This is a genomic window from Chryseobacterium salviniae (assembly GCF_035819015.1).
Classification (GTDB): Bacteria; Bacteroidota; Bacteroidia; order Flavobacteriales; family Weeksellaceae; genus Chryseobacterium; species Chryseobacterium salviniae.
This window is the reverse complement of record NZ_JAYLAA010000037.1, coordinates 112,584-131,047: the sequence shown is the minus strand read 5'-3', so window position 1 is coordinate 131,047 and position 18,464 is coordinate 112,584. Positions and strand designations below refer to the sequence as shown.

21 protein-coding genes are annotated in these 18,464 nt (G+C 37.9%); 18 read left to right on the top strand and 3 right to left on the bottom strand.

Features of this window, described 5'->3' with window-relative positions; translation table 11 throughout:
• Position 1 precedes the first annotated feature (1 nt).
• Positions 2–643, top strand: coding sequence for a uracil-DNA glycosylase (locus SOP96_RS09340; protein WP_326320715.1), 642 nt, complete (start codon positions 2–4; stop codon positions 641–643).
• On the opposite strand, the gene SOP96_RS09335 is transcribed toward SOP96_RS09340, so the two are convergent.
• From SOP96_RS09335 to SOP96_RS09325, 3 genes are all read right to left on the bottom strand, one after another.
• Complete coding sequence (locus tag SOP96_RS09335; RefSeq protein ID WP_326320714.1) at positions 630–1,124, bottom strand: hypothetical protein; 495 nt, start codon at positions 1,122–1,124, stop codon at positions 630–632. The genes SOP96_RS09340 and SOP96_RS09335 overlap by 14 nt on opposite strands.
• Before the next feature lie 10 nt (positions 1,125–1,134).
• Positions 1,135–1,626: a DUF456 domain-containing protein gene (locus SOP96_RS09330; RefSeq protein WP_326320713.1), complete on the bottom strand. Its 492-nt coding sequence runs from the start codon at positions 1,624–1,626 to the stop codon at positions 1,135–1,137.
• A 76-nt stretch (positions 1,627–1,702) separates the two neighbouring features.
• A complete protein-coding gene (locus SOP96_RS09325) occupies positions 1,703–2,884 on the bottom strand; it encodes a hypothetical protein (protein WP_326320712.1) in 1,182 nt (393 codons plus the stop codon).
• A 258-nt stretch (positions 2,885–3,142) separates the two neighbouring features.
• On the opposite strand from SOP96_RS09325, the gene SOP96_RS09320 reads away from it, so the two are divergent.
• From SOP96_RS09320 to SOP96_RS09240, 17 genes are all read left to right on the top strand, one after another.
• Positions 3,143–4,402 (top strand): mechanosensitive ion channel family protein, encoded by a 1,260-nt coding sequence (locus SOP96_RS09320; RefSeq protein ID WP_326320711.1) that lies wholly within the window; start codon positions 3,143–3,145, stop codon positions 4,400–4,402.
• 196 nt (positions 4,403–4,598) lie between these two features.
• The gene (locus SOP96_RS09315; RefSeq protein ID WP_326320710.1) at positions 4,599–5,318 is read left to right on the top strand and encodes a pyridoxine 5'-phosphate synthase; all 720 of its coding nucleotides are present in this window, start codon (positions 4,599–4,601) and stop codon (positions 5,316–5,318) included.
• Between the two features lie 13 nt (positions 5,319–5,331).
• Complete coding sequence (locus tag SOP96_RS09310) at positions 5,332–6,111, top strand: alpha/beta fold hydrolase (RefSeq protein WP_326320709.1); 780 nt, start codon at positions 5,332–5,334, stop codon at positions 6,109–6,111.
• 116 nt (positions 6,112–6,227) lie between these two features.
• Complete coding sequence (locus SOP96_RS09305) at positions 6,228–6,467, top strand: microviridin/marinostatin family tricyclic proteinase inhibitor (RefSeq protein WP_326320708.1); 240 nt, start codon at positions 6,228–6,230, stop codon at positions 6,465–6,467.
• 38 nt (positions 6,468–6,505) lie between these two features.
• Complete coding sequence (locus SOP96_RS09300; RefSeq protein ID WP_326320707.1) at positions 6,506–6,742, top strand: microviridin/marinostatin family tricyclic proteinase inhibitor; 237 nt, start codon at positions 6,506–6,508, stop codon at positions 6,740–6,742.
• Between the two features lie 38 nt (positions 6,743–6,780).
• Positions 6,781–7,002 carry a microviridin/marinostatin family tricyclic proteinase inhibitor gene (locus tag SOP96_RS09295; RefSeq protein WP_326320706.1) on the top strand — a complete coding sequence of 74 codons (222 nt, stop codon included), beginning with the start codon at positions 6,781–6,783 and terminating at the stop codon, positions 7,000–7,002.
• A gap of 32 nt (positions 7,003–7,034) precedes the next feature.
• Positions 7,035–7,259 carry a microviridin/marinostatin family tricyclic proteinase inhibitor gene (locus SOP96_RS09290; protein WP_326320705.1) on the top strand — a complete coding sequence of 75 codons (225 nt, stop codon included), beginning with the start codon at positions 7,035–7,037 and terminating at the stop codon, positions 7,257–7,259.
• Positions 7,260–7,346: 87 nt separating this feature from the next.
• Positions 7,347–8,303 carry an MvdC/MvdD family ATP grasp protein gene (locus SOP96_RS09285; RefSeq protein WP_326320704.1) on the top strand — a complete coding sequence of 319 codons (957 nt, stop codon included), beginning with the start codon at positions 7,347–7,349 and terminating at the stop codon, positions 8,301–8,303.
• Positions 8,296–9,300 carry an MvdD family ATP-grasp ribosomal peptide maturase gene (locus tag SOP96_RS09280; protein ID WP_326320703.1) on the top strand — a complete coding sequence of 335 codons (1,005 nt, stop codon included), beginning with the start codon at positions 8,296–8,298 and terminating at the stop codon, positions 9,298–9,300. The genes SOP96_RS09285 and SOP96_RS09280 overlap by 8 nt, the downstream gene beginning before the upstream one ends.
• Before the next feature lie 206 nt (positions 9,301–9,506).
• Positions 9,507–10,520 carry an NAD-dependent epimerase/dehydratase family protein gene (locus SOP96_RS09275; protein WP_326320702.1) on the top strand — a complete coding sequence of 338 codons (1,014 nt, stop codon included), beginning with the start codon at positions 9,507–9,509 and terminating at the stop codon, positions 10,518–10,520.
• Positions 10,517–12,286, top strand: a complete 1,770-nt coding sequence (locus tag SOP96_RS09270; RefSeq protein WP_326320701.1) for an AMP-dependent synthetase/ligase — start codon at positions 10,517–10,519, stop codon at positions 12,284–12,286. Before SOP96_RS09275 ends, SOP96_RS09270 begins: the two co-directional genes overlap by 4 nt.
• Positions 12,287–12,324: 38 nt before the next feature.
• Positions 12,325–13,380: a diphosphomevalonate decarboxylase gene (locus SOP96_RS09265; protein ID WP_326320700.1), complete on the top strand. Its 1,056-nt coding sequence runs from the start codon at positions 12,325–12,327 to the stop codon at positions 13,378–13,380.
• Positions 13,381–13,582: 202 nt separating this feature from the next.
• The gene (gldD, locus tag SOP96_RS09260) at positions 13,583–14,140 is read left to right on the top strand and encodes a gliding motility lipoprotein GldD (protein WP_326320699.1); all 558 of its coding nucleotides are present in this window, start codon (positions 13,583–13,585) and stop codon (positions 14,138–14,140) included.
• A 27-nt stretch (positions 14,141–14,167) separates the two neighbouring features.
• Complete coding sequence (locus SOP96_RS09255; RefSeq protein ID WP_326320698.1) at positions 14,168–15,091, top strand: PfkB family carbohydrate kinase; 924 nt, start codon at positions 14,168–14,170, stop codon at positions 15,089–15,091.
• An 88-nt stretch (positions 15,092–15,179) separates the two neighbouring features.
• On the top strand, positions 15,180–16,550 hold the full coding sequence (locus tag SOP96_RS09250) for a peptidylprolyl isomerase (protein WP_326320697.1): 1,371 nt from the start codon (positions 15,180–15,182) through the stop codon (positions 16,548–16,550).
• Between the two features lie 79 nt (positions 16,551–16,629).
• On the top strand, positions 16,630–17,619 hold the full coding sequence (locus SOP96_RS09245) for an NAD(P)H-dependent flavin oxidoreductase (RefSeq protein WP_326320696.1): 990 nt from the start codon (positions 16,630–16,632) through the stop codon (positions 17,617–17,619).
• A gap of 10 nt (positions 17,620–17,629) precedes the next feature.
• Complete coding sequence (locus SOP96_RS09240) at positions 17,630–18,403, top strand: alpha/beta fold hydrolase (protein WP_326320695.1); 774 nt, start codon at positions 17,630–17,632, stop codon at positions 18,401–18,403.
• Positions 18,404–18,464: the final 61 nt, after the last annotated feature.

Sequence of the window (18,464 nt, the reverse complement as noted above, 5' to 3'; positions counted from 1 at the left end):
AATGACCTGGACAGAAGTTTTAGCCCCGATAAAAAATACCGAATACTTTACCAATCTTTGGGAAAAAGTAAAACAGGAGTACAAAACCACAAAAGTGTTTCCTCCGAAAAGCCAGATTTTCAGGGCGCTTGAAATAACTCCGTTTGATGAGGTTGAGGTGGTGATTATCGGGCAGGATCCTTATCATAATGATTATCAGGCAAATGGTCTTTGCTTTTCCGTTTCGGAGCAGGTTACTGCGCCGCCTTCCCTGAAAAATATTTTCATCGAGCTTAAAAATGATATCGGCGTGGAAAGAACTTCCAAAGAGCTGGATGACTGGGGAAAACAGGGAGTTCTGTTGCTGAATGCTACGTTAACGGTTCGTGCTCATGCTCCGAACTCTCATAAGGATCTCGGCTGGGAAAAGTTTACGGATTTTATTATCAAAGAAATTTCAGATAAAAAACAAAATGTAGTCTTTGTATTGTGGGGCGCTTTCGCTCAAAAAAAAGCCGAACTTATCGATCCGGCAAAACATTTTATCTTAAAGTCTGCACATCCGTCTCCGTTTTCTGTTCACAGGGGATTTTTCGGAAGTAAACCTTTTTCAAAAATTAATGAATATCTCATCTCAAAAAATAAAAAGCCTATTTCGTGGTAGTAGACAATTCTGATTTCCTTATGGTAATCCCGATTTTATACTTTCCTTTAAGACCTTTTGTTCCTTCTACGGAACCGGGATAAGGCTGTACTTCGGCTAACGTGATTGTATATCCATTGAAATCTGCGGATTGATGATAATTTCGTTCCTTATTCTCTGTGCTTGCAAGAGATAAGGTCATAGGTCTTGTCGCGGTTCCCATTACTTCTAATTGAGCTACGGCAACACCGGCCCAGATGCAGTTGATGTCTTTCGGGCAGCGGCTGTCCTCAGAAATACCTTTGAATGTTACATTCATCTGGTATTCATCCAAAAACCTGTTTTCGCCCTCATTGAAGTAAATCACAGATCCGTCGGTGCTGTTCTCTGTAATATTTCCTGAATTTTCCACATCGTCTTTTAGCGGAACTTGGGCTCCTTTTTGCGTTTTGCAGTTAATTAATAACAGTCCTGCACTTAATATAATGGCTTTGTACAACATTTTTTTGTTTTTAAATAATGGAAAGCATATCCAATACTACCACCAAAAACATTGCCACACCCACCACAAAACTGAATCCGGTGCCGTAAATAAACCCGATGAAAGCCCCTTTTGTAGATTTTAAAGCTTTATTGATATCTTTACTGTCGTGAAGCAATTCTCCGATAAAAACACCTGCAAACATTCCCACTAAAAATCCCAAAGGAATAGGCAAAAAGATTCCCACAATGGTTCCAATTACCGAACCAATGCTTCCCCAGCGTGTTCCACCATATTTCTGATTGGTTTTTGCCGGAATTACATAATTGAGTACCACTGAAGCAATGGTGAGAATGATAAATGCCCAGATATAAATCATGCTGAGATCAGAATCAGTCCCGAATTTATAGATCAGTAGCCCGCAGATGCTCAGCAGCAGGCCGGGTAAAACCGGCAGAAAAGTTCCTAAAATTCCTAAAAACAAAAGGATAAGGCATAGAATATCAATTAACGCTGTGTCCATTTTTTTAATTTAATGAAAAGATATAAAAAAAAGTGGCTTCAAAAAAGCCACTTCCATGTTTAAAGTGAAGTTTTTATTACAGGTTTAAAATTACATATTGTAAAATAACGCCGGCATTACCAATATTTCCAGAAGCATGGTTGTGAAAAGTGGTGTAATAAATATAGCCGCTGTTGGAAGCTCCTGAGCAAGGCCCCACTGTTGCGCCTAATGCCACAAGGAAAGGAACGGCCGCCTGAGGAACAGACAGGCTGATCTGGATGTTTCCGGGAAGGGTGACGCAAACTGTAACGAAAGTTGTGTTAGCCGAATTTCCTATTGGCGTAACCGGAATACCAGTTGCTGCAAAATGGTTGGTTCTGATCATCAACGCATCGTTGGATGAAGTTTCTTTAACCAGCACTTCCCAGTACGCAGGATCATAGTTAATTATTTTTTGCCATGCGCCTAAATCATAATCAATATTCAGCGTATTGAATCCTAAAGCAGAAGTCAGCCCGGCATTATTTACCGTTGCCGCTACATTGCCTGAGCTTCCGGTATTTTTAGAACATAATTTTGAATCAGGAACAAATCCTCCCGGTAATGCGCAATTGTTGGTGTTGTTGGTTCCACCCACTAAATAAGCGACATCCCAGTCTGAAGCGTAGATACTTCCTCCGTTCGCAACAAAAATAGCTAAGTTGGCATCAATCGCAGTATAGAGTGCAGGGTTTGTAGTGCTGCTTCTGGATCCGCAGTTGAGGAAGATAATATCGTATTGTGAAATTGTTGTTATATTGGCAAGATCATTATTCGTGATTTCAGTTGCGGTATATCCTAAAATCTGGATGATATCTTCTATTTTATCGTACGTTCCTTTCACATACGCAATTTTTGCCACCTGATTGAGCTTGGTCTGGCTTGCATCAAGAGCAACTGTTTCGTTGTCTTTTACCACTGCAGAAATTTCTGTTCGGAAATTGGTTCCGTTACCGGTCTGAATGTAAATGGTGCGATCTCCGGCCGGAGCATCAAGAATGAAATTTCCTTCTGAATCTGAAGTTGTGTAATAGATTTTATACTTATCGTCAAAGGTAAAAACAGAAGCGCCCCCTACAGGTTTTGCTCCGTTTTGTGACATCACTTTACCGGTAAGCTTTCCGGTTTTTACAGCTGTATCCGTATTTTCAGTTATCACCGGGGCATCATCGCCTCCGGAACAGTTGGCTAAAAGTGTGAATACACATAATAAAATAAATAAGTAGTGTTTTCTCATATGTATAAGTTTTGTTTAGTTTATATCAAATTTAAAAAATTATTAAATATAAAATCATAAAATTGTATTTTTTTTCTATTAAAATATGATAATTGTATTTATTGTTGTGGAAATTTCATTTATTAATGCGTGTTTGAAAGAAATTTAGTAATTTAAAATTTTAAAGAATTCTATAAAAAAACCAGCTGGTACTAATTTTGGGATAGAAATTGCTGAAAGATATTCTGTATAAAAACACTTATTCCTAAATTTGCTGTAATGAATGACCAATTAGAAGAAACAAAGGATCTCATACAGGCATTAAGTGAGCCTCTTTACCGGTATATCAGCCGCATTGCGCCATCCGGGCTGGAATTCGTATTTCATATTTTTATAAAGATTCTTTTACTGGTTGCGATCTTTCTGGTAATTGATTTTGTTTTTAAAATTGTTATCAACAGTGTGTTCAGGATTTTCAGGAATAAAGAAAAATATCCGGCCATAAATTCAATTTACGAATCTAAAATTACCAATTCCATTGCGCATCTGATTGCACTTTTAATCATCGGAAGTATTCATGAATCTATATTTGCTGGTGCTTTAGTCAAAACCACTATATTTATTGTCAGATGTGTCAACTTAGGACTCGTAATGATCTTTGCCGGAATGTTGTACAGAGGATTAACGGCTTTCAGAAACTATTTTGTAATTAAACAGGATTTTTACAAAATCATGGCCCTGAATGCCATTTCAGAAACGGTGAAAATTTTGGGAATCTTTTTGTTTTCGGTAGTTGGGATCTGCGTTATTTTCGGCATTAAAGGAACAACAATTGTCGGAAGCTTAGGGGCAATTACGGCTGTTCTCGTTCTTGTCTTCCGGGATACAATCCTGGGATTTGTAACCGGTCTTCACGTAGCAACTTCTAAGAACCTTAAAGTAGGAGACTGGGTGAGCATTCCTAAATATAACGTTGAAGGAAATATTGCCGAAATAAACTTATTAACAACAAAGATCAATAATTTCGACAGAACATTTTCTACCATTCCCACATACGATTTGTTGACTACGGAGATCAAGAATTTGCAGGTAATTTCCGAAACGAACGGAAGAAGAATTAAAAAATCTATCTTCTTTAATATTAATTCATTTAAGTTTCTTAAGAATGAAGATATTGAACGCCTTAAAAGTATTAACCTGATTTCCGATTATCTTAATCAGCGATCTTTAGAGCTTAAAAAAGAAAAAGAAAATATGGCGCATAAAGAAGAAATCATCAACGGCAGGCAGCTCACCAATATCGGTGTTTTCAGGTATTATGCCCAGAAATATATAGAAAAAATTCCGGAGCTTGATAAAGAAGGACCCGTTATGGTGCGTCAGCTGAACAGTACGCCACAAGGTCTTCCTCTTGAAATTTATGCATTTACCAACGATACGGAGTGGGTGCGCTTTGAGGAAATTCAGTCCGATATTTTTGATCATCTGTTGGTTGCTTCAAAAGAATTTGATCTTGAAGTAATGCAGTTAAAAGTTTAAAATATTATTGGTTTATCATTCTTAAAAGCAGTAACCAGCGTTTTTTATACTAAAAACAAGCTATTCATTTCTAAAATTTGGATTTTATCAATAGCTTTGTACCTGCATAGTTAATAACCGGATCTGGTGGTGTTGATTTATCCGAATTATTTTGATAAATTATATCAGTCAGAGCCAATTCAAACTTACCCGTAAAATGACGAAACTTAGTGTAAACATCAATAAAATTGCAACCATAAGAAATGCCAGAGGAGGTGAAACACCCAGTGTAACGGAAGCTGCAATAAAAATTCAGGAATATGGCGGACAGGGAATTACCATTCACCCAAGGCCCGATGAAAGGCATATTACCAGAAAAGATGTTTATGACCTTAAACCGCTCGTAACAACAGAATTCAATATAGAAGGAAATCCGCACAGGCCATTTATCGATATGGTCTTGGAAATAAAGCCGGAGCAGGTAACCTTGGTTCCTGATGCCGATGATGCCATCACTTCAAACGCAGGCTGGGATACCAGAAAACATCTTGATTTTCTTACAGATATCATTGCAGAGTTTAAGAAGGCGGGAATCCGAACCTCAATTTTTTTAGATCCGAAACCGGAGTTGGTGGAATATGCCGCAAAAACAGGGACAGATAGAATTGAGCTGTACACGGAAGCGTATGCGAAAGACTACACCATTAATAAAGAACTGGCCATAAAACCTTATTACGATACGGCAGTGGTTGCTGCAGATTTTGGGCTTGGCCTGAATGCGGGCCATGATTTAAGCCTTGATAATCTTAAATATTTTGCAGACAATGTCCCTAATCTTCTGGAAGTTTCCATAGGGCACGCTTTGATTTCCGAAGCATTGTACATGGGATTGGAAAATACGGTTCAGGCGTACCTGAAGAGATTGGCAAAATGGTAGAATAACAAAAAGTATGGAAATTTTAAATTCAAAAATATTCGGTGAAAACCTTTCCGGGACGCCGCTTTTAGTATTTCACGGTTTATTCGGAATGCTTGATAACTGGGGTACTTTCGGAAAAGATATGGGAGAATTCCTTCCGGTGCATCTTATTGATCTTCGCAATCACGGAAGAAGCTTTCATTCGGAACATATGTCTCATGATGATCTGGCAGAAGATATTCTGAAATATATGGAACATTATAATATTGCTAAAGCCCATATTCTGGGACATTCCCTTGGTGGAAAAGCGGTGATGCAGTTTGCGATAAAGTTTCCCGAAAGAGTAGAAAGCCTTATTGTGGTTGATATTTCGCCGAAAGCCTATCCACCACATCACCAGGGAATCATTAAAGCTTTGGAAACAGTAAATTTTAATACCGTTTCTTCGAGAAATGAAGTAGAAGCAGTGCTCCAACAATATATTCCTGAAAAATCTACCATTCAGTTCCTTACAAAGAATTTGTATTGGGATGATCAAAAAAGGCTGAACTGGAGATTTAACCTTAAAACCTTGTCTGAAAAGTATAATGAATTTGTATCGAACGCCATAAAATTCGGGGTTTTTGAAGGTGCAACTTTATTTATTGCCGGAGACAAATCAAATTATATCCTTCCTCAGGATCATTTTGCGATAAAACAGCAGTTCCCGAAAGCAGATTTTATTACCATAAAAAATGCCGGACATTGGGTTCAGGCAGAAAATCCTGTTGATTTTATTAATGTTGTTAAAGATTTTTTGAATATTAATTAACATAATTTCGTAATTAGTAGTTATTTGTTAAAATTTTCTTAAAAAATATTTTATTCTTCTTAGAGTGATATTTTTTTAATACTTTAGAGCAATCTAAATCATTAAATATTAATATCATGGAAGGTAAAAAAAACAAAAAACCATTCTTTGCTTCTTTCTTAGAAAAGCAAATCCAGGATCCTGAAACAATTAAGGGAGGTTCCGGAACTGCCACTTCTGTATTGGCAGATAACTCAACTGGTGCTCTTACAGACAGTGTAACCTCTGTTCAGTTGGATACTATTACAAAACCGGGAAGTGATGTAGTTTCCATGAAATATCCTTCAGACAGTGATGAAGATGGAACATTACTTTAGAATTAACAACCTAAAATAAAAACTCTAAATTAATTATCATGAAAAATAAGAATTCAAAAAAGAAACCGTTCTTTGCTTCATTTTTAGAAAAGCAAATTCAGGACCCGGAAACAGTAAAAGGAGGTACTGTTACTTCTGCACTACTTGATAATACAACAGGTGTATTAACAGACAGCGGTACTTCAACAACTATGGATAGCATTACTAAACCCGGTGGCGATCATGTTACCATGAAATATCCTTCAGACAGTGATGAAGGCGGAAACCTACTTTAAAACTAACAACCGAAAATTAAAACTCTAAATTAATTATTATGAAAAACAAGAACTCAAAAAAGAAACCTTTTTTTGCATCATTCCTGGAAAAACAACTTCAGGATCCTGATAAAATAAAAGGAGGAGGTGAAATTACCGACATAAGATTAGACAATGTCGAAACATCAAAAACCGGGGATATTGTAACCAAGCCTATCTATGATTTGGCTCAGACCATGAAATATCCGTCAGATGGCGATGAAGATGCCACTTTAATTTAAAACAATCCGGAAAAAACTCTAAATTAATTATTATGAAAAATAAAAATTTAAAAAAGAAGCCTTTTTTCGCATCATTTCTTGAAAAGCAACTTCAGGATCCTGAAAAAATAAAAGGCGGTGGCGATATTACCATTGCCACGCAGGACGGCCCTATTACAACATCAAAAACTGCAGATACCGTAACAAAGCCAATCTATGATATGGCTCATACCATGAAATATCCATCAGACGGTGACGATGATGCTCCTACTGTGTAAATGGAATTGTTGATACAAAATACATTAACAAAATCATATCAAAGGAAACTTACAATCTAAGTTTCCTTTTTTAATAAAAATCGGCAAATGATTCTTTGCATTACACATTCCGGGGATTTTTACAATATCGATCTCTTTTTTGAATACCTTATCTCGAAAAATATTCCGTATTTCAGGCTGAATTCTGATAAACTTAGCCATGCTCAGAAAATAAGCATCAGCCAGAACTTTTTTGAGCTCACCGACGAATCCGGAAATTCATTGAAATCGGAAGATATTACAGCTGTATGGCACAGAAAATCATGGAGAATCGACATTCCCGAAGAACTGGATGAAGAATACATGAAGATTTTCCTTAAAGAATATGCTACCCTGCGTTATAATCTTTTTACAGCACTGGAACATCTTCCCTGGATTAATCCTTTCGAAGCTGAAAACAAAATAGACGGTAATAAAATACTCCAGCTCAGCATTGCTGAAAAAAACGGACTCGTTGTACCTGAAACCCTTTTTTCAAATGATGCCGAAAAAATCACTGCATTCTTTCATACGTATTGCAACGGAAAAATGGTTGCCAAGCTGCACGGGGTTATTTCAAAATCCATGGGCGGAGAAAATTTTCTCTCCACCAATATTATTGATGAAGATTCACTTGAAAACATCGCTGATATCGAATATTGCCCGATGATTTTCCAGCCTTACGTTGAAAAAGAGTATGAACTGAGAATTGTTTACCTCGACGGAGAATTTTTTACAGGAAAAATCAACAACAGCGAAAATGCCGACTGGAGGATTACAAAAGGAAACTACCTCTGGTCAGAATATGATCTTCCTGAAAGTATAAAAGAAGGGCTCACTGCTATGATGAAAGAAATGGGATTATACATGGGAGCCATAGACATGATCCGTGGAAAAGATGGAAAATATTATTTCCTTGAAGTCAATCCGCAGGGAGAATGGGGAATGCTGCAGAAAGATCTGGATTTCCCGATTGCACAGAGAATTGCCGATAACCTTATAAAAAGAATGAAAACCAATGAATAAAATTTTAATAATTACCCACACCGGAGACAATTTTTCCATCGAAAAAGTAACCGAATATATCAATAAGAACGAATGCGAAGTAATCCGCTTTAATGTAGATGAATATCCTTTAACCAATAAATTAAGTACCACATTTCAGGATGGAAAATGGACAACCATTCTTGAAACTCCTGAAAAAAGACATCGGCTTGATGACATTTCAGCAGTTTGGTACAGACGTGCTTACAACATCGGACAAGGATTAAGAGAAGAAATCGACGAAAAATTCTACGGAGCCGCAATGGGCGAAATCAGAAACACCCTGTTCGGATTCTTAGAATCGGTTGATGTGTACTCTTTAGGAAAACCAAGTATTTACAGAAGGCTCGACAGCAAAGAAGAACAACTTAAAATTGCAGATAAAATAGGGTTAAAAATCCCGGAAACCTGTGTTACCAATAACCCCGAAGAAGCAAAACAATTCATCATAAAACATCAGAATGTAGTAGCCAAAATGCAGACCGGCTTTGCCATTTATGAAGATGGAGTAGAAAGTGTGGTTTTCACCAACGTTGTCAATGAAGATAAGCTGGAAGAGCTTGATACGCTTTTATATTGCCCGATGCAGTTTCAGAAAAAAATCGAAAAGAAAAAAGAGCTTCGCGTAACGGTAGTAGGAAGAGAAATTTTCGCTTTTGAAATCGATTCCCAGCAGTCGGATGCTGCAAAAGTCGACTGGAGGAAAGACGGTGTCAATCTCATCGATAAATGGATTCCTACGGAGCTTCCTTCCGATATCGAAGCAAAACTGCTGGAGCTTCTTGATGTGTATCATGTGGATTATGGAGCCATTGATATTATCGCTTCTCCCGAAGACGAATATTACTTTATCGAAATCAATGCCGCAGGAGAATTTTTCTGGCTCGATAACCTCACAGAAGGAAACCTGATTTCAAAAAGCATTGCCGATATTTTGTGTGATAAAGCGCCGAGAAGGAGCAATGAAGTTCTGGCATAACAAACTGCATGATTTTTTAATATTTGATAAAGAACGGGTTCTGCCCGTTTTTTTTTGATTCATGATTTCAGATAATCTTTTTTTATACAGCGTTTCAACTAATTATAATTTATCATGAATTAAAAATTGAATTCTCCTTTAAAAATCGCAAATTTGCAAATACAGAGGAAAATCTCATAAATTAGTCAACCAAGTAAAAATAACGGATGGTTTTTGTAACGGGCGCTACCGGAATTCTAGGCCGGGTAATCGTTTTGGAACTTCTTAAAAAAGGGAAAAACGTTCGGGCTGCGAAAAGAGCGGCAAGCAATTTAGACGATGTGAAGCATTCCTATTCATTTTATACGGAAAATCCCGACGGTTTTTTCAATAAAATAGAATGGGTAAACGTCGATTTTGATGATATTCAGTCGATCCAGGATGCACTGAATGGCGTTGATGAAGTCTATCACTGTGCAGCTAAAGTTGGTTTCAACCCGGATGATGAGAAGGAAATGTACCATACCAATGTAAAAGGAACCCAAAACCTTTTGTACGCCTGTGAAGGTTCGGAAGTAAAGAAATTTCTCTTTGTAAGCTCCATTGCTGTCCTTGATCTTGATAATGAAAACGGCGACCTCGACGAAGATTCGGATTTTAATCCCAAAGAAGATCATTCTGCTTATGCGATTTCAAAGCATCTTGCCGAAATGGAAGCCTGGAGAGCTTCTGCCGAAGGATTAAATGTGGTCATCGTAAACCCCGGAATGATCATCGGAAGCGGAAACTGGGGAAACAGCAGTGGCGATATATTTCCTACACTTGAAAAAAACAGCTTTACTTTTTCGGGCGGAACCAGCTATGCAGACGTAAGAGATGTCGCTGAAATATCAGTTCAGCTCATGGAACGAAATATTTTCGGAGAACGGTTTATCATTATTTCTGAAAATAAAAAATATGCAGAGCTGGCAAAACACGTTAGAAAAGAATTAGGACTGAAGGAAGCAAAAGTCCTTTCAAAATTCCAGCTTAATATGGGAGTTCTGGCGAATACACTTTTCGGATGGCTCATCCCAAAGCTTAAAATGGTAACAAAATCAAATGTGGAAGCGATTTCCCGAATGAAAACCATATCCAATAAAAAAGTAAAGGAAAGGTTGAATTATACATTTATTCCTCTGGAAGAAACCATAGACTTCCACCTCAAAAATTATATTAACGATAAAAAGGCTAAACAATGAATCTTGCGGAGGCAATCATTCAAAAAAATATAGAAAAACATCCTTTAAAATCCGCCATCGGGTTTAAAAAAAAGAAAGAAGGATGGAAAGAGCTGAGCTGGAAGAAATTCTCGGAAATTATTTTTAAAACAGCCAATGCCCTGAAAGAAGCGGGAATAAAAGAGAATGATAAAGTTTCCCTCTATTCGGATAATTCTTCGGAATGGATGATCTTTGATCTTGCGGCAATGTCTTTAGGTGCAGTCACTGTTCCGATCTATTCAACCAATAATTCAGAGCAGGCAGAATACATCATTAAAGATTCCGGGGCTAAAATCATTTTGGTAGGAGACCAGGCACAATATGATGCCTGCCTTGAAATTTTACAGAAGAATGAATGCAGCCTCGAAACCATCATTGTTTCTAAAAAAGCAGTATGGATCAAAAAAGAATTCAGCAGCTTCTATCTGGAAGATTTCATTGCAAAATCAGCCGCAGAAGCAGAATTCTGTCCAAAGGAAAATGACGATGTAGCAACCCTTATCTATACTTCCGGAACCACCGGTACACCGAAAGGCGTAATGCTTACCCACGGGAATTTCATCAAAGCTTTTGATGCCCATTTTGAATTTTTTAGGTTTAAAAATTTCGAAGAAGAGCTTTCTCTCGCGTTTTTACCTTTAAGCCATGTTTTCGAACGCAGCTGGAGTTTGCTTTGTCTGTATGGAGGCGCAAGAGTATATTTTCTTGAAGATCCTAAAAATATTGCGAATACGCTGGAAGAGGTGAGACCTACGATGATGTGTGCTGTTCCGAGGTTTTTCCAGAAAATCTACGCAGGCGTGCTGGAAAAAGCAGAAGAAGGTTCATCATTAAAGAAAAAAATCTTCGATTGGGCCGTAAAAACAGGATGGGAAACCGCAGAATTAAGAAGGAACGAAGAACCGATTCCTTTCGGTTTGCAACTAAAACAAACCCTTGCTGAGACGCTGGTCTTTAGTAAAATTAAAAACAAAATGGGAGGAAGGCTCTGGTTTCTGCCTTGTGGCGGAGCTTCCTTATCTCCGGAAGTAACCCGTTTTTTTGAATCGGTAGGAATTCACGTTACGGTAGGATACGGACTGACGGAAACTACGGCAACGCTTACCCTTTTTCCTTTCACCCATTTTGAACACGGAACCAGTGGAAAACCGCTTCCGGGCGTAGAAATCCGTATCGGAGATCAGGATGAAATCCAAGCCAGGGGAAACGGAATCATGAAAGGCTATTACAACAATCCGGAAGAAACCCGGAAAGTATTCACGGAAGACGGCTGGTTTAAAACCGGTGATGCGGGAAAGATTGATGAAAAAGGGAATCTAATCATTACCGACCGTCTGAAAGACCTTATGAAAACGTCAAACGGAAAATATATTGCCCCACAGCAGATTGAGAATCTTCTCACCAATAATAATTTTATCCAGCAGATTGTCATGATCGCAGAAGGAAGGCAGTTTGCTTCAGCACTCATTGTTCCTAATTTTGAGTTTCTGAAAGAGTATCTTGCCAAAAATAATATTCCGTTTACGAGCTGGGAAGAAATGGTGAAAAACAAAAATGTAAACGATTTTTACAAGGATAAAATTAAAGAACTTCAGGAACATTTATCCGACTTTGAAAAAGTGAAGAAATTCACTTTGATGCCGGCAGAATTTGAAATCAGCACCGGAGAAATTACCCCAACTCTGAAAGTGAAGAGAAATGTGGTTCTTAAAAAATATGCAGAAATTATTGATCAGATGTACTAAAAGAGATAGATAATCAAGCTGATTGAAAAAACAGAATTATGACAACACAGGAATTTTTAGGAAAAAAAGAATTTACGATACAGAATCAGACGGTTTCAGAAAGCTGCCCTTCCAATATTGCACTCATTAAATATTGGGGAAAATACGATAATCAGATACCTGCAAATCCGAGTATCAGCTACACATTGAATCATTGTAAAACCAATACGACTGTAGAATTTCTGGCAAATGAGCCGTTTTCCGTTCAGACATTTTTAGCAGGCAATGAAGAAACACAATTTGCCGCTAAGATTGAGAAATATTTCAGCAATATAGAACAATATCTTCCGTGGATTTTGAAGGGTAAATATGTGATCAGAACTGAAAACACGTTTCCGCACAGCTCAGGAATAGCAAGTTCGGCTTCCGGTTTCGGTGCCATTGCCAAATGCCTGATGCAACTGGATGGAATTTTTTCAGGAAAAACTTTGGAAGAAGAATCATTGAGAAAAGCGTCTTTTTTGGCAAGACTGGGAAGCGGAAGTGCTTGCAGAAGTTTGTATAACGGACTGGTTGTATGGGGAGAATGTCAGGTAAAAGAAAGCTCGGATCTATTTGCAGTTCAATATCCTGACGAAGAAATCCATGAAATTTTTAAAGATTTTAACGACTGGGTTTTGCTGATTCATGAAGGTCAGAAAAGTGTTTCTTCAACGGTAGGGCATGGTTTAATGAATACCAATCCTTACGCCGACAGAAGATTTCAGGAAGCAAGGGAAAATTTTGGTCCGATGAAAGAAATCCTGGCCAATGGAGACATTCAGCAGTTTATAAAGCTCGTGGAACATGAAGCATTAACGCTCCATGCGATGATGATGATGAGCGATCCGGCGTTTATCCTCATGAAAACAGGAACGCTGGAAGTCATCAACAAAATATGGGAGTTCAGAAAAGAAAACGGGCTGCCTCTATTTTTCACCCTTGATGCAGGAGCCAATGTTCACCTTTTATTTCCCAATAACGGTTCCGAAGAAACAATAAAATCATTCATCGAAGCAGAGTTGTTGCAGCATACCCAGAACAATGGAGTGGTAAAAGATTTCATGAAATTTTAAGATGAATTTAAATATAACAGAGCGGACTTTCTAAAGTTAGTTTTTGTTTGTGATCTGTTATAAATTTTATGATTAAATATTTAAAATTGAACTTTTAAACAACTGTAAAGTATTCAAAAAATCAATTGTAAAATTACTCTTACAGATTGAAATGCTGAAATTTGTCTCCTGAAATCTGAAATCTAATTTGTACTTTTGCAAAATGTTTAAAAACGCCTTATTTATTTTTATTGCACTGGTATTGGTGTCCTGTTCCCAAGATCCTGTTCCGAAACCTTACGGTGAGCTTCGCCTGGAATATCCTGCACCAAAATATCAGAAGTTTGAAAACAACTGCGCCTATACTTTTGAATATTCCGATTTTGCAACAATTACCAATGCCAAAAGGCCTTGCTGGTACTATCTGAATTACCCGAAAATGAAAGCTAAAATTTTCGTGACGTATTATCCGATTAAAAATGATTTTGCCGCACACATCCAGGAAGCCGAAAAAATGGTGTATGAACATACGATAAAAGCAAGTGCCATTGATACCAAGTCATTCGAATATCCCAATAAAAAAGTGTACGGGAATTTCTATGAGCTTAAAGGGCAAAGTGCTTCAAACCTTCAGTTTTACGTTACAGACAGTACAAAGCATTTTGTAACGGCCTATCTATATTTCAACACAAGACCAAAGCCGGATTCTCTGGCACCTGCAGTAGACTATATCAAAAAAGATATGAAGCACCTGCTGGACACATTTGAATGGAAAAATTAATACTCTTAAATATACTTTGAAAAAAATATGAAACTTTTAGTTGTAGGAAGTGTTGCATTCGATGCAATTGAAACACCATTTGGTAAAACAGATAAAATTTTGGGAGGTGCAGCAACATATATCGGGATCACTTCATCTATTCTTGGAGTACAATCAGGAATTGTTTCCGTTGTAGGAGGAGATTTTTCTCAGGAACACCTTGATATGTTTACAGACAGGAATATCAACATCGAAGGGATTGAGATCGTAAAGGAAGGCAAAACATTCTTCTGGTCCGGAAAATACCACAATGATCTTAATACAAGAGATACACTGGCAACAGAAGTGAATGTTTTGGAAAATTTTGATCCTAAAATCCCTGATTCTATGCAGGATGCGGAAATTTTATTATTAGGAAACCTTCATCCCGGCGTGCAGCTTTCCGTGTTGGAAAAAATGCACAACCGTCCGAAACTGGTTATCCTTGATACCATGAATTTCTGGATGAATACCGCATGGGATATTTTAATGGAAATGATTGCCAAAACGGATGTTATCACCATTAACGACGAAGAGGCGAGACAGCTTTCAGGAGAATATTCTTTGGTTAAAGCAGCCAAAAAAATCCATGCAATGGGACCTAAATATGTCATCATCAAAAAAGGAGAACATGGTGCTTTGCTTTTCCACGACAATAAAGTGTTTGCTATACCGGCGCTGCCTTTGGAAGAAGTTTTTGATCCTACCGGAGCGGGAGATACTTTCGCAGGAGGTTTTGCAGCCTATCTCGCTAAAAAAGAGAAAACTGATTTTGAGACCATGAAATCTGCACTGATCGTAGGTTCTGCAATGGCATCTTTCACCGTTGAAAAATTCGGAACCGAAAGAATTGAAGAGGTAAACGAAGCCGATATGTTCAAAAGATTAAGACAGTTTAAGGAATTGACAACTTTTGATATAGAACTACAATAAATACGTCTTTTTTAAGAAATATTTATAATAAAAAATGTAGTGTAATTCATTAAGAATTCTAAATTTGCAACTTGTTTAAAATAGTAAAATGATAAATAAACGTAAGATCACTTTTCTTTTTGGAATTTTCATCATCCTGTTTGGTGTTAATTCGCTGAATGCTCAGCTGAAACAAGGAGATTTAGTGGATGGTATTGCTGCTGTAATCGGAGATGAAATTGTGTTGGAGTCGGATGTAAATGAGCAGATGAACTATGCAAAGCAGCAGGGAACAAACAATATTGATAAGTGTGAGTTTCTGGAAAATCTTCTCAACAATAAGCTTCTTGTGTATGAAGCAAGAAAAGATACCCTGATCGAAAACCGTTCTGCAGCAATTAAAGAGCAGGCCAATGCAAAATACCAGCAGTTGCTCTCACAGTTTCCGGATGAAAAGACAATGCTTACTGCATACAAATTCAGAAACGGGTACGAAATGAAAAATGCGATCGAGAAAATCGATACCGATCAATATTATGCACAGGCAAAATACCAGCGAATCACAGAAAAAGCAGACGTTACTCCCAATGAAGTAACGGATTTCTACAATATGTATAAGACCCAGCTTCCGGAAGTGAAAGATGAAGTTTCTTTATCTCAGATAATGATGTATCCTAAACTTACCGAAGCTCACAAGGAAGATCTTATCAACAGGCTGAAAAAAATTAAAAAAGATATTGAAGGAGGAGAAACTTTTGAAAGCCAGGCAAGAATTTATTCTGAAGACCCGGGATCTGCTTCAAACGGCGGACTGATGAAAAATATTTCCAAAGGCCAGATGGTAAAACCTTTTGAAGCAGCTGCGCTGAACCTTCAGGAAGGGGAAATCTCAGATCCGGTAGAATCCGAATTCGGATATCACATCATACAGCTGGTGAGAAAATCAGGAAAGATCTATGATGCAAGACATATTCTTTTAATGGCAACGCCAACGGATGAAGAAGTTAAAACCGCAAAAGCAAAATTAGACAGCATCAGAGGATTGATTACAGGTGGTAAAATCACTTTTAAAGACGCCGCTTTCAAGTTTTCGGACGATAAAAGAACTAAATTCAATGCCGGGATAATTCCGGGTGCGGATGGCTCCAGTAAAATAGAAAGGGAATCGGTTCCGGGAACAATCAGTTATGAACTGGCCGGGCTTAACAAAGGAGATATTACCAATGCATTTGATGATAAGGACGAAAGAGACAGAAAAGTAGTGAAGATCATCAAAATTGAAGATGTAATTCCTTCGCACCAGATAACCCTGGAAACAGATTATGATAGGATTAAACAAATGGCCCTCAACAAGAGAAGAAACGAAATGGTCGAAAAGTTTGTTAACTCAAAGCTCCCGACAACATTTATCTCCATAGACGGACGTTACGACGACTGCGCTTTCAAAGGAAACTGGAATAAAGACGCCGTTAAAAAATAATACATCACCTTCAGAATTTTCTGGAGGTTTTTTTATGCCGAAACCCAAGATACATCATGGTTTTTATTATTTTTACAGCATGAGCAATTTCATAGATTTTAATTCCGCAAAAAAACTTCACGATATGCAGCAGGATCAAAACAGAATTACACAACTTTTTAATATTCAGTATCCGATCATTCAGGCTGGAATGATCTGGCATTCCGGATGGAGACTCGCTTCGGCGGTATCCAATTGTGGCGGACTGGGCCTTATCGGTGCAGGAAGCATGTATCCTGATATATTGCGTGAAAATATCAGAAAATGTAAGCAGGCAACAGATAAACCTTTTGGGGTGAACGTTCCGATGCTTTATCCGAATCTTAATGAAGTGATTCAGATTATTCTGGAAGAAGGCGTAAAGATTATTTTCACATCAGCCGGAAATCCTAAAACATACACCGAAACTTTACAGAAAGAAGGCTTAAAAGTAGCTCACGTAGTTTCCTCCACAAAATTTGCCATTAAATGTGAAGAAGCAGGCGTTGATGCGGTAGTTTCTGAAGGCTTTGAAGCCGGAGGTCATAACGGAAGGGATGAAACCACTACATTTTGCCTTATTCCCAACGTAAGAAAACATATTTCAAAACCTTTAATCGCAGCCGGAGGTATCGCTTTGGGTTCACAAATGAAAGCCGCAATGATCCTCGGAGCAGACGGAGTACAGATTGGGTCCCGCTTTGCCGCAACTACGGAAGCCAGCGCTCACGAAAACTGGAAGAAAAAAATAACCGAGCTTCAGGAAGGAGATACACATCTTACCCTGAAAGAGCTTGCTCCTGTGAGAATGGTTAAAAATAAGTTCTTCAACGAGTTGGAGGATATCTATAATACCGGACGAAATAAAGATTTGCTGATTGCTTCTCTGGGACGCGCAAGGGCCAAAAAAGGAATGTTTGAAGGCGATATGGAAGAAGGCGAACTGGAAATCGGACAGGTTTCTGCGTTGATTAATGAAGTGCTTCCTGTAGAAAAGGTATTTAGCAATTTATTGGAAGAATTCAGAAATACAGGTAATCCGGTTTTGTAATATAACATGAATGGAGGGAAGCATTATTGATGTAAAAGGTAAGAAGCTTTATACAGAATACAATAATTTATATAAAAATAAACCAACCCTTATCTTTTTACATGATTCGTTGGGATCTGTACAGCTTTGGAGGGATTTCCCGTCGAAACTGGGAGCCGAAACGGGATGCAATATTTTGGTGTATGACCGTTTAGGATATGGAAAATCTTTTCCAATGCCAACTCATGAACGCGACAACAATTATATGGAAACCGAAGCAGATATACTGAATGATTTGCTAGATGCATTAAATATAGAAGAAGCCATTCTTTTCGGACATAGTGACGGTGGAACTATTGCTCTTATAACAGCCGCAAAATACCCGAAAAAGGTAAAAGCCGTTATTTGCGAAGCAGGGCATATCTTTGTAGAACAAATAACGGTAAATGGTGTTGCTGAGGCTTTACGTGCTTACAGAACAACCAATCTCTCAGAGAGGCTTCAGAAATATCACGGATGTAAAGTTGAAACGATGGTGAAAGCATGGACGGAAATCTGGCTGAGCAACCGGTTCAGGAACTGGAATATAGAATACTTGCTTAAAAATATCTATGCTCCTTTATTGTTTATTCAAGGAGAAAATGATGAGTACGGAACATTGGAACAGGTGGAAAAAACACTTTCCGGAGTAAGCGGACCTGCTGAAAAATTCATTATCCCGAACGTTGGGCATACACCACACAAGGAAGTTCCGGAAATAGTTCTTAAAAAATCGGTGGAATTTATAGTTTCAATAAGCCGCTAAAGTATAATGTAGAAGCATTACATTCCCCGGGCGGGTTAGACCAATGGAAACCATTGAAATT

Coding starts and splice junctions, on each gene's coding strand:
- SOP96_RS09340 (WP_326320715.1), top strand. CDS start 2: ATGACCTGGACAGAAGTTTTAGCCCCGATAAAAAATACCGAATACTTT.
- SOP96_RS09335 (WP_326320714.1), bottom strand. CDS start 1,124: ATGTTGTACAAAGCCATTATATTAAGTGCAGGACTGTTATTAATTAAC.
- SOP96_RS09330 (WP_326320713.1), bottom strand. CDS start 1,626: ATGGACACAGCGTTAATTGATATTCTATGCCTTATCCTTTTGTTTTTA.
- SOP96_RS09325 (WP_326320712.1), bottom strand. CDS start 2,884: ATGAGAAAACACTACTTATTTATTTTATTATGTGTATTCACACTTTTA.
- SOP96_RS09320 (WP_326320711.1), top strand. CDS start 3,143: ATGAATGACCAATTAGAAGAAACAAAGGATCTCATACAGGCATTAAGT.
- SOP96_RS09315 (WP_326320710.1), top strand. CDS start 4,599: ATGACGAAACTTAGTGTAAACATCAATAAAATTGCAACCATAAGAAAT.
- SOP96_RS09310 (WP_326320709.1), top strand. CDS start 5,332: ATGGAAATTTTAAATTCAAAAATATTCGGTGAAAACCTTTCCGGGACG.
- SOP96_RS09305 (WP_326320708.1), top strand. CDS start 6,228: ATGGAAGGTAAAAAAAACAAAAAACCATTCTTTGCTTCTTTCTTAGAA.
- SOP96_RS09300 (WP_326320707.1), top strand. CDS start 6,506: ATGAAAAATAAGAATTCAAAAAAGAAACCGTTCTTTGCTTCATTTTTA.
- SOP96_RS09295 (WP_326320706.1), top strand. CDS start 6,781: ATGAAAAACAAGAACTCAAAAAAGAAACCTTTTTTTGCATCATTCCTG.
- SOP96_RS09290 (WP_326320705.1), top strand. CDS start 7,035: ATGAAAAATAAAAATTTAAAAAAGAAGCCTTTTTTCGCATCATTTCTT.
- SOP96_RS09285 (WP_326320704.1), top strand. CDS start 7,347: ATGATTCTTTGCATTACACATTCCGGGGATTTTTACAATATCGATCTC.
- SOP96_RS09280 (WP_326320703.1), top strand. CDS start 8,296: ATGAATAAAATTTTAATAATTACCCACACCGGAGACAATTTTTCCATC.
- SOP96_RS09275 (WP_326320702.1), top strand. CDS start 9,507: ATGGTTTTTGTAACGGGCGCTACCGGAATTCTAGGCCGGGTAATCGTT.
- SOP96_RS09270 (WP_326320701.1), top strand. CDS start 10,517: ATGAATCTTGCGGAGGCAATCATTCAAAAAAATATAGAAAAACATCCT.
- SOP96_RS09265 (WP_326320700.1), top strand. CDS start 12,325: ATGACAACACAGGAATTTTTAGGAAAAAAAGAATTTACGATACAGAAT.
- gldD (WP_326320699.1), top strand. CDS start 13,583: ATGTTTAAAAACGCCTTATTTATTTTTATTGCACTGGTATTGGTGTCC.
- SOP96_RS09255 (WP_326320698.1), top strand. CDS start 14,168: ATGAAACTTTTAGTTGTAGGAAGTGTTGCATTCGATGCAATTGAAACA.
- SOP96_RS09250 (WP_326320697.1), top strand. CDS start 15,180: ATGATAAATAAACGTAAGATCACTTTTCTTTTTGGAATTTTCATCATC.
- SOP96_RS09245 (WP_326320696.1), top strand. CDS start 16,630: ATGAGCAATTTCATAGATTTTAATTCCGCAAAAAAACTTCACGATATG.
- SOP96_RS09240 (WP_326320695.1), top strand. CDS start 17,630: ATGGAGGGAAGCATTATTGATGTAAAAGGTAAGAAGCTTTATACAGAA.